The organism is Rahnella inusitata, assembly GCF_018288855.1.
Taxonomy (GTDB): Bacteria; Pseudomonadota; Gammaproteobacteria; order Enterobacterales; family Enterobacteriaceae; genus Rahnella; species Rahnella inusitata.
The window spans coordinates 4,246,712-4,262,858 of record NZ_CP065024.1 but is presented as its reverse complement, the minus strand read 5'-3'; the positions used below and the strand labels follow the sequence as shown (position 1 = coordinate 4,262,858).

12 protein-coding genes are annotated in these 16,147 nt (G+C 56.4%); 5 read left to right on the top strand and 7 right to left on the bottom strand.

From position 1 onward, the window contains the following. Positions 1-2 precede the first annotated feature (2 nt). Positions 3-797 (bottom strand): 3-methyl-2-oxobutanoate hydroxymethyltransferase, encoded by a 795-nt coding sequence (gene panB, locus I2123_RS19975; protein ID WP_112167429.1) that lies wholly within the window; start codon positions 795-797, stop codon positions 3-5. 148 nt (positions 798-945) lie between these two features. On the opposite strand from panB, the gene qseB reads away from it, so the two are divergent. Continuing rightward, positions 946-1,623: a quorum sensing response regulator transcription factor QseB gene (qseB, locus tag I2123_RS19970; RefSeq protein WP_213051353.1), complete on the top strand. Its 678-nt coding sequence runs from the start codon at positions 946-948 to the stop codon at positions 1,621-1,623. A gap of 5 nt (positions 1,624-1,628) precedes the next feature. After that, complete coding sequence (gene qseC, locus I2123_RS19965) at positions 1,629-2,987, top strand: quorum sensing histidine kinase QseC (RefSeq protein WP_213052578.1); 1,359 nt, start codon at positions 1,629-1,631, stop codon at positions 2,985-2,987. A gap of 5 nt (positions 2,988-2,992) precedes the next feature. Here qseC and folK read toward each other — a convergent pair whose 3' ends face one another. The 6 genes from folK to thpR form a co-directional block, all read right to left on the bottom strand. Further along, positions 2,993-3,472 carry a 2-amino-4-hydroxy-6-hydroxymethyldihydropteridine diphosphokinase gene (gene folK / locus I2123_RS19960; RefSeq protein WP_112167430.1) on the bottom strand — a complete coding sequence of 160 codons (480 nt, stop codon included), beginning with the start codon at positions 3,470-3,472 and terminating at the stop codon, positions 2,993-2,995. Beyond that, a complete protein-coding gene (gene pcnB, locus I2123_RS19955) occupies positions 3,469-4,794 on the bottom strand; it encodes a polynucleotide adenylyltransferase PcnB (RefSeq protein WP_213052577.1) in 1,326 nt (441 codons plus the stop codon). The genes folK and pcnB overlap by 4 nt, the downstream gene beginning before the upstream one ends. A gap of 489 nt (positions 4,795-5,283) precedes the next feature. After that, entirely contained in the window at positions 5,284-6,150 is an 867-nt protein-coding gene (gene gluQRS, locus I2123_RS19950) for a tRNA glutamyl-Q(34) synthetase GluQRS (protein ID WP_213052576.1), read from the bottom strand. A gap of 63 nt (positions 6,151-6,213) precedes the next feature. After that, a complete protein-coding gene (dksA, locus tag I2123_RS19945) occupies positions 6,214-6,669 on the bottom strand; it encodes an RNA polymerase-binding protein DksA (protein WP_013576943.1) in 456 nt (151 codons plus the stop codon). Between the two features lie 243 nt (positions 6,670-6,912). Further along, positions 6,913-7,620: a DNA/RNA nuclease SfsA gene (gene sfsA / locus I2123_RS19940; RefSeq protein ID WP_112164089.1), complete on the bottom strand. Its 708-nt coding sequence runs from the start codon at positions 7,618-7,620 to the stop codon at positions 6,913-6,915. A gap of 22 nt (positions 7,621-7,642) precedes the next feature. Then, positions 7,643-8,185 carry an RNA 2',3'-cyclic phosphodiesterase gene (gene thpR / locus I2123_RS19935; protein WP_213051352.1) on the bottom strand — a complete coding sequence of 181 codons (543 nt, stop codon included), beginning with the start codon at positions 8,183-8,185 and terminating at the stop codon, positions 7,643-7,645. A gap of 106 nt (positions 8,186-8,291) precedes the next feature. Here thpR and hrpB point away from each other — a divergent pair, with 106 nt between their 5' ends. From hrpB to fhuA, 3 genes are all read left to right on the top strand, one after another. Further along, positions 8,292-10,736, top strand: a complete 2,445-nt coding sequence (gene hrpB, locus I2123_RS19930; protein WP_213052575.1) for an ATP-dependent helicase HrpB — start codon at positions 8,292-8,294, stop codon at positions 10,734-10,736. Between the two features lie 209 nt (positions 10,737-10,945). After that, on the top strand, positions 10,946-13,582 hold the full coding sequence (mrcB, locus tag I2123_RS19925) for a bifunctional glycosyl transferase/transpeptidase (RefSeq protein ID WP_112164092.1): 2,637 nt from the start codon (positions 10,946-10,948) through the stop codon (positions 13,580-13,582). Between the two features lie 299 nt (positions 13,583-13,881). Beyond that, complete coding sequence (gene fhuA, locus I2123_RS19920) at positions 13,882-16,095, top strand: ferrichrome porin FhuA (protein ID WP_213051351.1); 2,214 nt, start codon at positions 13,882-13,884, stop codon at positions 16,093-16,095. Positions 16,096-16,147: the final 52 nt, after the last annotated feature.

Here is a 16,147-nt window from a genome sequence, read left to right as displayed (position 1 = left end):
GATTATTTGAAAGAGTGTTCTTCGCCCGGATACACGCCTTGCGCGACCTGATCGACGTAAAGACGCACTGCACCGCGAATGTCACCGGCTTCGCTGAGGAAATCTTTGGCGAATTTTGGTGTATGGCCGCCGGTGATACCAAAGGCGTCGTGCATCACCAGAATCTGGCCGTCAGTGACATTACCGGCACCAATGCCGATCACCGGGATAGTCAGCTCTTCGGTGACTCGGCGCGCCAGTTCGACCGGCACACATTCCAGCACCAGTAACTGTGCACCGGCTTCTTCCAGCATAAGCGCATCTTTGATCAGCTGATTGGCCGCCACTTCATCGCGTCCCTGAACTTTGTATCCGCCGAAAATGTTCACCGACTGCGGCGTCAGCCCCAGATGGCCGCACACCGGCACGGCGCGTTCGGTCAGCATTCTCACCGTATCGCACAACCAGTTGCCGCCTTCCAGTTTGACCATGTTGCCGCCGGCGCGCATCAGAACAGCAGCGCTCTCGAAGGCCTGCTCTGGCGTGGCGTAACTCATGAACGGCAGGTCAGCCAGCAACAGCGCGTGAGGCGCACCCCGGCGCACGCAGCGGGTGTGGTAGGCGATCTCTTCCACCGTCACTGGCAGCGTGGAATCCTGACCCTGAACGACCATGCCCAGAGAATCACCAATCAGCATGACGTTAATACCTTGTTCGGCAAACAGCTGCGCAAAACTGGCGTCATAAGCGGTAATGGTCGCAAATTTATGTTTTTCCTGCTTCCATTGGCGAAGCTGGCTCAGCGTGGTTGGTTTCATGAACACTTTCCTTTGAATAATTCATCGGATGAATATGATGGCAGTATTCTACTGTAAGCGCCTACAGGCAGACAGCAAAGATCTGCGATCGCCGTCTTAAGAAGTCGCTAAGATGCTTCGCCTATAATGGATAAAAACGGAGGGAACCATGCGAATTCTGTTAGTTGAAGACGACAAAATGATTGGCGACGGCATTAAGGCCGGGCTGACGAAACTGGGCTTTACGATTGACTGGTTTACCGACGGGCTGACCGGCAAAGCGGCGCTCGACAGCGCGCCGTATGACGCGGTAATCCTCGATTTAAGCCTGCCAGGTATGGACGGTATGCAGCTGCTGCGCGAATGGCGACAGGCCGGGCGCGATACGCCGGTGCTGATCCTCACCGCGCGCGATGCGCTGGAGCAGCGCGTCGGCGGGTTGCAGGCCGGTGCCGACGACTATCTCTGCAAGCCGTTTGCGCTGGTTGAAGTGGCGGCGCGTTTGCAGGCGCTTAATCGCCGCCGTCACGGCGTGATCACGCCAAAAGTCACCCACGGCGGGATCGAATTCGATCCTGCCGCCCGCAGCGTGATGCTTAACGGCGAATCTGTCACGCTGACGCCACGCGAAGTCGCGGTGCTCGAGCTGTTCCTCAACAACAAGGGCCGCGTACTGGCCCGCACGCTGATTCAGGAAAAACTCTACAGCTGGGATGAAGACGTTAGCAGTAACGCGGTCGAAGTGCATATCCATCATCTGCGCAGCAAACTCGGCAAAGGGTTTATCCGCACCGTGCACGGCGTCGGTTATACGCTGGGCGACGCGCAGTCAGGAGAACCGGCGTGAAAGAGCTGAAAAACCTCAGTCTGCGCGTGCGGCTGATCCTGATTTTTTCCCTGCTGGCGCTGCTGACCTGGTTGATTGCCAGCGGCGTGGCGTGGCATCAGACCCGAAAACACATCAACGAAGTGTTCGACACCCAGCAGATGCTGTTCGCCAAACGGCTCGCCGCCACCGGTCTGGGCGAGCGTCTGAACGAGCAGAAAAGTACCGAATTGCCGGATACCAAAAAGTGGGTGCATAAAGGTTCGCGTGGCCATACCGACGACGATGCCCTCACGTTCGCCATTTTCAACCGGCAGGGCGATATGTTGCTCAACGACGGCGAGAAGGGCAGGCATATCCGCTTCGATCACGATACCCAGGGCTTTAAAGATGTGGAACTGAAAGGCGATGACGATCTCTGGCGCATGGTCTGGCTGACGTCGCCGGACGATCAATATCGCGTGGCCGTAGGGCAGGAATACGATTACCGCAATGACATGGCGTGGGGACTGGTCAGCGGCCAGCTGACGCCGTGGCTGGCCTCTTTGCCGGTGCTGTTGCTGGCGCTGATTGTGATGGTGACGCTGGAACTGCGCCCGCTGCGCCGCGTGGCCGAAAGTCTGCGGCAACGTTCGCCGGAAGACGCCACGCCGATTGATACTCACAAACTGCCCGGCGAGGTGCTGCCGCTGGCGGATGCGCTGAATTCTTTGTTCACGCGAACCGGCGAAATGTTGATCCGCGAGCGCCGTTTTACGTCCGACGCGGCGCACGAGTTGCGCAGCCCGCTGGCAGCGCTGCGGGTGCAGACTGAAGTGGTACAGCTTTCCGGTGACGACGCCCAAATGCGCGAACATGCGCTGGAAAATCTGACCACCAGTATCGATCGCGCCACGCGTCTGGTTGATCAACTGCTGACGCTGTCACGGCTGGAAAGCTTTGCCGAACCGGAAGCGCTTGAAATCATCGACTGGCCGACGCTGGTGGCGCAAAGTCTGGCAGAACAGGATTATCGCGCGCACAGCAAAGGTATCGAACTGTGCTTTGAACATCAGGGGACGCCGCCGGAACTGCGCGGGCAGTCGCTGTTGTTATCGCTGATGGTGCGCAATTTACTTGATAACGCCATCCGCTATTCCGCGAGCGGAACGCACATTACGGTGACACTGGACGAGCAGGGATTAACCGTGTCCGATCAGGGGCCGGGTATCACGGATGAACATCTGGCGAGGCTGGGCGAGCGCTTTTACCGGCCACCGGGGCAGGAGCAAACGGGCAGCGGGCTGGGGATTTCGATCGTACAGAGGATCGCGCAGTTACATCAGCTTAACGTCGTTTACAGGAACAGGGCAGAGGGCGGGTTGGATGTGCGGGTAAGTCGCTGAGCGACTTACCATTTCGTCAGGCCATTCAGGGGAACGCGGGCGAGCAGGCTTTGCAACGTTTCGCCATCCGGGAACACCAGATCGGGTGCCAGATCGGCCAGCGGATAAAGCATAAATTCCCGGTTTTTCATGTCGTAATGCGGGACTGTCAGACGTTCGGTGTTGATCACCTGATCGCCATAAATCAGCATATCAAGATCTAACGTCCTTGGCCCCCAGCGCTCAGCTTTACGCACGCGCCCCTGATTCTGCTCAATCGCCTGGGTGGCGTCGAGCAACTGTTCAGGGGGAAGCAGGGTATCTAACGCCACGACGGCGTTCAGATAGTCCGGCTGATCCTGTGGCCCCAGCGGTTTACTGCGGTAAAACGGGGACGCGGCCACAAAACGGGTGCGCGGCACATGGGCCAGCGCCTCCAGTGCGAGATTTACCTGCTCAAGCGGACGGGCAAGATTGCTGCCCAGAGCGAGGTAAACGCGGATCATTGACCGCTTTCCTTACGCGGAGCCCGTTTGCGCGGGCGACGGGTGCGGGCACGGCGCGCAGGCACCGCATCTTCACCTAAGGTGCCGAGCATGGTCTTTTGGGAAGCAGGCGTCGCTTCCTGGAACTCGCTCCACCATTCGGTCAGGCTTTGCAGTTCGCGATGCTGTTCGACTTCGGCACGCAGTGCCAGTAAATCAAACGCCGCGCGGAACTTAGGATGTTCCATCAGCTTGTGCGCGCGTTTACCCTGACGGCGTGACAGACGCAGCTGCAAGGCCCAGATATCACGCACCAGCGTGGTGATACGTTTAGGAATGGCCAGCGTACGGCACTGTTCGTCGAGCACGTCGTTCATCGCCAGAGAGAAAGCGTCGTAATATGTCAGACCACCTTCCTGCGCCAGCTTCTGCGCATGCTCAATCACCGGATACCACAGCATTGCCGCGAACAGGAACGCCGGATTGACGCGCTGATCGTTTTGCAAACGGTGATCGGTGTTTTTCAGAACCTGCAACAGGATGTGTTCCATCGGGCTGTCACCGGCCTCAGTAAACTGGCGGGCAATCAGCGGGAACAACGGCTGGAACAGTTGGTATTCGCACAGCTTCTGATACGTCGCGTAACCGTAACCGGCCTGCAACAGTTTCAGGGATTCTTCGAACAGACGCGCTGGCGGGATTTCCTGCAACAGCGTCGCCAGACGAGGGATCGGCTCGGCGGTTTCCGGGCTGATTTTCATGTCCAGCTTGGCTGCGAAACGCACGGCGCGCAGCATACGCACCGGATCTTCGCGGTAGCGGGTTTCCGGGTCACAAATCAGGCGGATAATGCCGTTTTGCAGATCACGCAGACCGCCGGTGTAATCGCGTACGGTAAAGTCGGCTACCCCGTAATAGAGGCTGTTGATGGTGAAGTCACGGCGCTGGGCGTCGTCTTCAATGCTGCCGAAAATGTTATCGCGCAGCAGCATGCCGTTCTGGGCCTGCTGAGACACGTTTTTATCGTCGGTTTCTTCGTACTGCTCGTGATGTCCGCGGAAGGTGGCGACTTCGATGATTTCCGGGCCAAACATGACGTGCGCCAGACGGAAGCGGCGACCGACCAGACGGCAATTGCGGAACAGTTTACGTACCTGATCCGGCGTAGCGTTGGTGGTGATATCGAAATCTTTCGGCTTTTTGTCCAGCAGTAAATCGCGGACACCGCCGCCGACCAGGAAGGCTTCGAAGCCAGATTTGTTCAGGCGATATAAAACTTTCAGCGCATTTTCGCTGATATCACGACGGGAAATGTTGTGCTCGTCACGCGGAACAATGGTGATCGCACGGGTTTCACCGGCATAGTCAAATGACGGGCGGGGTTTCTGTACGTGTTCGACAGGAGCGCGTTGTTCACTGCGCTCACCGCGTTGATCGTTGCGTTCGCCGCGAGGCTGATAAGGCGTGGAGCGGCGATTGTTATTGTTACGGCGCTCACCCCGGTTCGCATTGTCTTCCCGACGGCCGCGGTTTTCACGGCGTTGATCGTTGTCACGACGTTCAGGATTTTTTGCCTTCACATTGCCTTCAGCCACGGGTGAAGGATCACGACGTGGGGTCTCTTCGCGATTCACTTCTCCATGAAGGGCGGCGTCGTCATGAACAGCCTTTTCTTCACGAATGACTTTATCTTCACGAACTAGCACCTTACGGCAAAAATTGGCTACTCGGGTAAAAATGGTACACCTCGATAGTGACTGAAAAATGGCGTGACGCAAAAACAGCGGCTAATCATAGCTCACGACAAGCTCTTTGAGAATGCCGATGTGCTTTTAAGCGTTCTCACGCGGGATATCTGCTGGCGTCCAATGCGTTACCGCCCAGCGTAATAATAAAGGCAAAGTGTAATCCTGCCAGTTTTCTGGCGGCGTTTGCCCTAAAAAATTCAGTGCGTTAATGATTACCGGACGCGGATCGCCTTCCGGCAACGCGGGGGCGTGATTCTGTTTAGAAAGCTTATCGCCGTTTTCATTTACCGCCAGCGGCAAATGCAGATAGCCTGGCTGCGGATAGCCCAAATGCTGATACAACGAGATCTGGCGCACCGTCGGCTCGATCAAATCCGCACCGCGGACGATGTGATTCACGCCCTGAAAATGGTCATCGACCACCACCGCCAGATTATAGGCAAACAGCCCGTCGCGGCGGCGGATAATGAAATCTTCTTCGGCGAGTGCGGTATTGGCCTGCAAATGCCCCTGAAAATCATCGTCGAAACCGTATACCGGTAAGGTCTGGTGCAGACGAATGGCGGCATTTTCAGCGCCGAGACCGAGCGTGCGGCAGTGGCCGTCATAGACGCCGCCGGTTTGCGCGATCCGCTGACGGGTGCAGGTACAGTAATAACTTTTGTGCTGCTGATACAGACAGTCCAGTGCGGCGCGGTAAGCGTCGTGGCGCTGAGATTGCCAGAGCACGTCGCCATCCCACTCCAGCCCGTAGCGTTCCAGCGTCGCCAATATCCGGTCAGCAGATCCCGGAATTTCGCGCGGCGGATCGATATCGTCGATACGCACCAGCCATTGGCCATGCTGCGAACGGGCATGCAGAAAACTGCCGAGTGCGGCAATCAGCGAACCAAAGTGGAGGTCACCGGAAGGTGAAGGGGCGAAGCGGCCAATGTAGGGTGTCTGCGGCATAAGAATGGGGAACGGCGTTATAAAGGGAACGCGGTGCATGGCGCACCGCGTGGAACCCGGGACTTAACCAGCCATCTGCTTTTCGCGGATTTCTGCCAGAGTTTTACAGTCAATACACAAATCAGCAGTCGGACGTGCTTCAAGACGGCGGATGCCAATCTCAACGCCACAGGAATCGCAGTAACCGAAATCCTCGTCTTCCACTTTTTTCAGTGTTTTTTCAATCTTTTTGATGAGCTTGCGTTCGCGATCGCGGTTGCGCAGTTCAAGGCTGAATTCTTCTTCCTGAGCGGCACGGTCGACCGGATCAGGGAAGTTTGCAGCTTCATCTTGCATGTGCGATACGGTACGGTCTACTTCATCCCTGAGCTGATTGCGCCATGCTTCAAGTATCTTTTTGAAGTGAGCCAGCTGAGCGTCGTTCATGTACTCTTCGCCCGGCTTCTCTTGATACGGCTGCACCCCAGCGATAGCGAGAATGCTCAAGGACGACGTCTTACGGGTTTGGCCTTCTTGCATGATGCTTCTCCTACATAACACGCACTATGTTCATCCACCTGTTGGATTGCAGATGTGCTGCAAAGAAAAGGGCTTCGAACATTTCGATCCCCAAAGGGGGAAAAATTCAGGCCGCTATAAATAACAGAAGGCAACGAGGTTAGCAATTATTCCTGACAGGTGCTTGACAAGGCTGTGAGGAAAAGCGTATTCGCGACCTGTTTTTTATGCTGCCGACGGCTGATAACAGGGTTTATCCGTTTATTATTTCGTGACCAGCGGTAATCGTTCTGTGAGGCGGATACCCTCAGCAGAAAGTGCAGCACCGTAGCACATCACTTCTACACCATTACTCTCAACGTGTTTCAGTAATTCTGAGTAACGCGGATCAATATGGTGTGCAGCGGACACGCTTTCAATGCCTGAATGTAAAACAGCGAAGAAAAGAACCGCTCGCTGCCCCTGTTCTGCCATCGACTGTAACTCGCGCAGATGCTTCTGACCGCGCAGTGTGACTGCATCTGGGAAAAATCCCTGCCCTTCGTGCAGCAACGTGACAGATTTTACTTCAATATAGCAGTCAGGTTGATTTTCTGCCTGTAACATCAAGTCTATACGGCTGTTTTCCGCGCCATATTTTACTTCTGAAGTCAGTTTACTGTAACCGGATAATTCTGGGATGCGCCCCTGCGTGATGGCTTCGCGCACCAATTGGTTGGCGCGTAGCGTGTTCACGCAGATCCAATGATGCTGCTGCGTTTCGGTCAGTTCCCAGCTGTGGGCGTATTTGCGTTTCAGATTATCGGAGGTGGAATACCAGACGGTGTCCCCCGGCGTGGCGCAGCCGGTCATCGCACCGGTATTGGCGCAGTGCAGTGTGAGTTCGCGGCCATCGGGCGTGATGACGTCAGCGAGAAAACGTTTGTAACGTTTTATCAGCGTGGCAGGTTGAAGCGCAGGCTCGAAGTGCATGACAGTTTCCGGTGAAAGTGAATTAAAGGGCAGAGGCATCAGCCAATGGCCAGGTGCGCAGGCAGCGATAGCGCGTACGCCCTCGTTCATACGTGGATTCATAAAGGCTGAATGCGTCGGCCTCCAGCAGCCATTGTGGCGTCGCAGGGGGAATGGCGACCGGGCGCGTGGCGTTGCGGTACAGTGAAACGTGCGGATGAAACGGCAGCGCGCTTTGATGACATCCGTTGCGCGCGGCGTGGGAGCGCAGCACCGACGCCAGCTGCAAGAGCGCGTTAGGTGCACGCTTTGCGCCTATCCACACCACGCCGGAGCCCGGCCAGTGCCCGATATCGTCGAGGTGCATGCTGAACTTTTGCGCCTGGATACGCCCGGCGACGCGGATCAGCGCCTCGGCCTTTAGCTCGCTGATTTCGCCTAAAAATGCCAGTGTAATGTGCAGGTTTGCCGCCGCGACAGGGCGGCCAGTATCCTGCGGGAAACACTCTGCGCGCCACTTTATCACCTGCTTTTGCAGCTTTGCGGGCAGTGATAAAGCGAAAAACAAGCGGCGTTCGGCAGACATAGGCATTCCTGTGGCGTTAATTCCTGACTATCCATGGCAGCATGCCGGATGTGAGGCTAAATGCTACAATGCCCGCCGTTTAAAGTTAACTCTCATGGAGCATTCATTGTCTTCTTTGCCGGTCAGCGCCGTACTCGAACCGCTTTTAGCCGCCCTGCAACAGGCTCCGCAGGTGCTATTACTCGCGCCCACCGGTGCAGGAAAATCCACCTGGCTGCCGTTGCAGTTGCTGAAACAGGCTAATCTGCCGGGGAAGATTCTGTTGCTGGAACCGCGTCGTCTGGCGGCGAAAAACGTCGCTTACCGTCTGGCGCAACAGCTGGGCGAAGCGCCGGGACAAACCGTCGGCTATCGTATGCGCGCCGAAAGCAAAACCAGTGCGGCGACGCGTCTTGAGGTAGTGACCGAAGGCATTCTCACCCGTATGGTGCAGGCTGACCCTGAACTGACCGGCGTGTCGCTTGTGATCCTCGATGAATTTCATGAGCGCAGCTTGCAGGCCGATCTGGCGCTGGCGCTGTTGCTCGATGTGCAGAACGCGCTGCGTGATGATTTAAAACTGCTGATTATGTCTGCGACGCTCGATAATCTGCGGCTCTCACCGCTGCTGCCGGATGCGCCGGTGATCACCTCCGAAGGTCGCAGCTTTCCGGTGGATCGTCAGTATCTTTCGCTCGCCACCCACGAACGTCTCGACGAGGGAGTGGCGCGCGCGGTCAGTCGCCTGATGAGTGAAAATCACGGCTCGATGCTGCTGTTCCTGCCGGGCGTGGCCGAAATCACCCGCGTACAAAATTTACTCACCGGCAGGCTGGCAGATGATGTCGATCTCTGCCCGCTTTACGGCGCGTTATCGCTCGATCAGCAACAGAAAGCCATTCAGCCATCACTGGCCGGACGCCGTAAAATCGTGCTGGCGACCAACATTGCCGAAACCAGTCTGACCATCGAAGGCATCCGTCTGGTGGTGGACAGCGGGCTGGAACGCAGCGCGCAGTTTGATCCGCGCAGCGGCCTGACCCGGCTGGTGACGCAGCGCATCAGTCAGGCGTCGATGACCCAGCGTGCCGGACGCGCAGGGCGTCTCGAACCGGGTCTCTGCTGGCATCTGTTCAGCAAAGAGCAGGCGGAGCGCGCCAGCGCACAGGCCGAAGCCGAAATCCTGCAAAGCGATCTCAGCGGCTTCTGGCTGGAGCTTTTGCAGTGGGGTTGTCAGGATGTCACACAGCTCCAATGGCTGGACACGCCGCCTGTGGTCGCGCTGTCCGCCGCGAAACATCTCCTGCATCAGCTGGGCGCCACCGATGCGCAGGGTAGGCTGACGTCCTCAGGCCAGCGCATGGCGCAGCTCGGCTGCGATCCCCGTCTGTCGGCCATGCTAATTTCTGCCGCAGCGCAAAGCCCGGACGCACTCGCCACCGCCGCCTTGCTGGCCGCGATGCTGGAAGAGCCGCCGCGTGGCGGTATGCCGGATATCGATTACTGGTTCAGCCGCCCGCAGGGGAACTGGCTGCGGCGTGCAAAACAGCTGGCACAGCGCACCGGTGGTAAAAGCGGGAATGCGGACGCCTCGCTGGCACCCTGGCTGCTGGCGCGGGCGTTCAGTGACCGCATCGCCCAGCGGCGTGGTGAAGATGGACGTTATCTGCTGGCGAACGGATTGGGCGCGTCGTTGCCGCAGGACGACGGGCTGACCCGCGCACCGTGGCTGGTTGCGCCGCAATTATTACAGGGTAACAACAGCCCGGATGCCCGGATTCTGCTGGCGATTTCTCTGGATATCACCCAATTGCCCGTACGCCTGCCTGACGTGGTCAAAGAACAGACTGCCGTCGAATGGGACGAAGAAAAGGGCACGCTGCGCGCATGGCGGCGCTGGCAGATCGGACGGCTGGTGCTGAAGGCCAGTCCGCTGGCGAAGCCCGATGATGAAGAACTGCAACAGGCGCTGATCGACTGGATCCGCTCGCAGGGATTGCAGGCGCTCAACTGGTCGGTGGCGGCGGAGCAGCTGCGGTTGCGGCTGACCTGCGCCGCGAAATGGATGCCGGAAGTCCGGTGGCCTGCAATGGACGATCAGTCGTTACTTGACGGGCTGGAAAACTGGTTGCTGCCCTCGCTTAAAGGTGTGCGCTCGTTAAAATCCCTGCAACAAACCGATCTGCACGAAGCCTTGTTACGTCTGCCGGACTGGCAGCAGCGGCAGCGTCTGGACAGCGCATTACCGACCCATTACACCGTCCCGACTGGCAGTCGTCTGCCGATCCGCTATCATGCTGACCAGCCACCGGCGCTTTCAGTGCGTATGCAGGAGATGTTTGGCGAACAGCGCAGCCCGATGATTGCTGAAGGACGGGTGAATGTGGTGCTGGAACTTCTGTCACCGGCGCAGCGCCCGTTGCAGATCACCGCCGATCTGGCGGCGTTCTGGCAGGGTTCCTACCGCGAAGTGCAGAAAGAGATGAAAGGCCGCTACCCGAAACATCCGTGGCCGGACAATCCGGCAGAGGCGCTGCCGACGCGGCGCACCAAAAAGTATTCAGCACCCTGATGAAATGTGTAGAAAAGAAACAAATTTTCAGACATTTCTTCTGGGCGAAACTCAGGGCGGGGCACAGAGTAAGCGCCTTGCGGCCACGATTTCAGGCCATTTTCCGTATCCTTTTGAAATCCTTTTAAAATATTTTATATAAACATGAAAATGACTCAGCAAAGCAGAATCATTATGACGAACACAGCAGCACGTTGGGAGATTCACTGATGTCTGGCGATGATCGCGAGCCGATTGGCCGTAAAGGTAAACCTGCCGGGCGCAAGCCTTCGCAGGAGCGCCCTGTCCGCCGTAACCGTCGGGATGACGATTACGATGATTATGAAGAAGAAATGGATGATGACGTTGAGGATGACGATGATTATGAACAAGAGCGGGAGTCGCGCATGAGCCGCAAGGCCGCGCCACGCAAGGCGAAAAAAGGCGGTAAGGGCGGTAAGAAAAGCTTCAAGCGTCGTCTGTTCTGGTTGCTGGTCAAACTGTTTGTCGTCTTCCTGATCCTGCTGGGGATTTACGCGGTGTATCTCAACCGTGAAATTCACAGCCGCATTGACGGCGGGAAAGTCTGGCAACTGCCAGCGGCGGTGTATGGTCGTCAGGTAAATCTTGAGCCCGATATGGCGATCAGCAAGGCCGAAATGGTCGGCCTGCTGGAAGGCACGCAGTATCGCGAAGTGACGCGCATCACCCGTCCCGGCGAATTTACGGTTCATGCCAACTACATCGATATGTTGCGCCGTCCGTTTGATTTCCCGGAAGGCAAAGAAGGGCAGGTGAACGCTCGTCTGATGTTTGACGGTAACAGCCTGTCAGAAATTAAAAACCTGGATAACCAGCGTGATTTCGGGCTGTTCCGCCTCGATCCGCGTCTGATCACCATGTTGCAGGCATCCAACGCCAACGGCGAACAGCGTCTGTTCGTGCCGCGCGCCGGGTTCCCGGACTTGCTGGTGGATACGCTGCTGGCGACCGAAGACCGCCATTTCTATGAACACGATGGGATCAACTTTTACTCCATTGGCCGTGCGGTGCTGGCGAACCTGACTGCCGGTCATGCGGTACAGGGGGGGTCGACGCTGACGCAGCAGCTGGTGAAAAACCTGTTCCTGACCAACGAACGTTCCCTGAGCCGTAAAGCGCGCGAAGCGGTCATGGCCGTGCTGCTGGATGCTGATTACAGTAAGGATCGCATTCTCGAGCTGTACCTGAACGAAGTGTATCTCGGCCAGAGTGGCTCCGATCAGATCCGTGGTTTCCCGCTGGCGAGCCTGTATTACTTTGGCCGTCCGGTAAACGAGCTGAGTCTGGATCAGCAGGCATTGCTGGTCGGCATGGTGAAAGGCGCGTCGCTGTACAACCCGTGGCGCAACCCGAACATGGCATTGCAGCGCCGTAATCTGGTGCTGCGTTTGCTGGTCGATCAGAAAGTTATCGATCAGGAACTGTATGACATGCTCAGCGCGCGTCCGCTCGGCGTCCAGCCGAAAGGCGGCGTGATTTCACCTCAACCGGCGTTTATGCAGATGGTGCGTCAGGAGCTGCAGGCCAAGCTCGGTGACAAAGTGCAGGACATGTCCGGGGTGAAAATCTTCACCACGCTGGATCCGATTTCACAGGATGCGGCGGAAAAAGCGGTCGAAGAGGGCATTCCGTTACTGCGTAAGAAAAGCGGCCTGAATGATATCGAAACCGCGATGGTGATCGTTGACCGTTATACCGGCGAAGTGCGCGGTATGGTTGGCGGCGCGGAAACGCAGTTTGCCGGTTTCAACCGTGCGATGCAGGCACGTCGCCAGGTCGGTTCTCTGGCTAAGCCAGCGACCTATCTGACTGCACTGTCGCAGCCGGACAAGTACCGCCTGAATACGATCCTTGCCGATCAGCCGCTGAACCTTAAACTGGCGAACGGTCAGATCTGGTCACCGAAAAATGATGACCATCAGTTCCGTGGTCAGGTTCTGCTGGTGGATGCGCTGGCGCGTTCCATGAACGTACCGACGGTAAACCTCGGGATGGCGGTGGGCCTCGATAACATCACTAAAACGCTGATTGATTTGGGCATTCCAAAAGAATCCCTCAACCAGACGCCGTCGATGCTGCTTGGTGCGATTGCGCTGACGCCGATGGAAGTGGCGCAGGAATACCAGACCATTGCCAGCGGCGGTAACAAAGCGCCACTGTCGGCGGTGCGTTCGGTGATTGCCGAAGACGGCACCGTGCTGTATCAGAGCTTCCCGCAGGCGATCCGCGTGATCCCGGCCCAGGCGGCCTATCTGACGCTGTATGCGATGCAACAGGTTGTGCAGGAAGGGACTTCGCGCGCGCTGGCGAACAAGTTCCCGAAACTGCATCTGGCGGCGAAAACCGGAACCTCGAACGAACTGCGTGACAGCTGGTTCGCCGGTATCGATGGCAATCAGGTGGCGATCACCTGGGTTGGGCGTGATAACAATGGCCCGTCTAAACTCTGGGGCTCGACCGGTGCGCTGGTGCTGTACGGACGTTATCTGGAAAACGGCACGCCACAGCCGCTGAATCTGCAAATGCCGGAAGGCATCAGCACCATGAATATCGACGGCAGCGGCAACTTTGTCTGCGGCGGCGGTGGCTCAGGTATGCTGAGCGGTGGCGGGGCAACGCGCTCCATCCCGGTCTGGACCGATTCACCGGATGCGATGTGTCAGGCTTCCGTCAGTGCGGTTCAGCAGCAACAACAGCAGCAGATGCAGCAGCAACAGCAACAACAGCAGCAGCCGTCTCAGGGGCAGACGCCGCAGTCTCAGGATGAGAAAAAAGACAGCAACGGCGTGGCGGGTTGGATCAAGGATATGTTTGGTTCGAATTAACAACCGTCTGATTCAATAAGCTAAAAAGGGCGCGATGAAAATCGTGCCCTTTTTTATTTGTTATCCTTAACCAAAATTGACTCACGCTGTTTTACATTCTCTTCAAACCGGCTACATCCATTCCCGTTTAATTTATAGGCACTTTTACCCATATTTAACATGGGGATACTTTTTATTCACTCAGCCAATGTATGAGGTAAATACGCTTGCAGATGCGCAAGCATTGCGCATATTATGCGATGTTCATAATAATAATTATCGTTTACATTCCCATTAATAAACACTCCAGAGATAACGCAATGGCTTTCCAGCGCTCCCTTTCTTCACCCAAAGACGTCTTTACGCGTCGCACACTGGCTTTAACGATTACGGCGGCATTGAGCTCAACGTCTCTTTACGCAGGCGCGGCAACCGCTCCGGCAAAAGAAGACACCATCAATGTCACCAGTTCAGCCGCTGCTGAAGCAGCACCGGAATCTGCGTGGGGCCCTGCGGCAACGATCGCCGCAAAACACAGTGCAACCGGGACGAAAACCGATACGCCACTGGTGAAAACCCCGCAGTCAATTTCCGTCGTGACCCGTGAAGAAATGGACATGAAACAGCCTGCTTCCGTAAAAGAAGCGCTGGGCTACACGCCGGGCGTTTTCGCCAGCCGTGGCAGTTCCTCCACTTATGATGCGATCGCTATTCGTGGTTTCACTTCCGTGAACACCAACCAGTATCTCGATGGCATCAAACTTCAGGGTGACAACTACTCTGAAGTGTCGATGGATCCGTATTTCCTTGAGCGTGTTGAAGTGCTGCGCGGGCCGTCTTCCGTGTTATACGGCAAGAGCAACCCTGGCGGCGTGGTCAGCATGGTCAGCAAGCGTCCGACCACTGAACCGCTGAAAGAAGTGCAGTTCAAAATGGGGACAGACAATCTGTTCCAGACCGGTTTTGATTTCAGCGATGCAATTGATGACGACGGCGTGTATTCCTACCGTCTGACCGGCGTGGCGCGCAGTCAGGATACTCAGCAGGAGATGGCGAAAGAAAAACGCTACGGTATCGCGCCGTCTTTCACCTGGCGTCCTGATGACAAAACCAACTTCACCTTCCTGAGCAACTTCCAGAATGAGCCGGATGCCGGTTTCTACGGCTGGTTACCGCGTCAGGGCACCGTGGTGCCGTATTACGACGCTAACGGGAAAGCGCATAAGTTGCCGACCGACTTCAACGAAGGCGAAGAAAGCAACAAGATGTCCCGCAATCAGAAAATGGTCGGTTACAGCTTCGAACACGGCTTTAACGACACCTGGACCGTGCGTCAGAACCTGCGTTACACCAAACTTGATACCCAGTACAAAGGCGTTTACGGTACTGGTTATGTCGGGAATGGCGTGATGAGCCGCGCGTACGTGCAGTCAAAAGAGAAACTGGCTAACTTCGACGTGGATACCCAGGCGCAGGCTAAATTTGCTACCGCTGATGTCGATCACACCCTGCTGATGGGCGTGGATTACATGCGTATGCGTAACGACATTGATGCCGATTATGGTTCCGCCAGCAATCTGAGCATGAGCAATCCGCAGTACGGCAACAGCAATGTCTCCCTGTACTTCCCGTATGAAATCCTGAACCGTCAGGAGCAAACCGGTCTGTACGCGCAGGATCAGGCGGAATGGAACAAGTGGATCCTGACCGTTGGCGGTCGTTATGATTTTGCCAAAAGCTCGACGTTTACCCGTTCAAGCAACAGCGCTACGCAAATTAATGACCAGCAGTTCACCTGGCGCGGCGGTTTGAACTACCTGTTTGATAACGGCATCTCCCCGTACTTCAGCTACAGCGAATCCTTTGAACCGACAGCCGGTTCTAACAAGGATGGAAAGCCGTTTGATCCATCAATCGGTAAACAGTACGAAGCGGGTGTGAAATACATTCCGAACGATCGTCCGATCAGTCTGACGGCAGCCGTATATCAGCTGACGAAAACCAAAAACCTGACCAATGATCCTACCGATCAGACGAATACCTTCAGCGTTCAGTCAGGTGAAATTCGTTCCCGTGGTCTGGAACTGGAAGCGAAAGCCGCACTCAACGCCAACATCAACATGACGGCGTCTTACACCTATACCGATGCGAAGTACACGCACGATCTTGCTTATGAAGGCAAACGTCCTGCTGAAGTACCGGCGAATATGGCCACACTGTGGGCGGATTACACCTTCCACGAAACCGCACTGAGCGGCCTGACCGTCGGTTCCGGTGTGCGTTACTTCGGTTCAACCTCCAGCTTCTACACCACGGGCGACAAGACTAACGAAGCCTTTAACGTTGCCGGTTACACGCTGGTGGATGCGACGATCAAATACGATCTCGCGCGCTTTGGTCTGCCGGGCTCTTCCGTTGGCGTGAACGTCAATAACCTGCTGGATCGCGAATACGTGGCAAGCTGCTACCGCGATTATGCCTGCTACTGGGGCGCGGAGCGTCAGGTGGTCGCCACAGCAACATTCAGATTTTAATAGTTAGTTTGCATTAACGCTGTGAAATCCGGGCACGCTGGTCGTGCCCGTT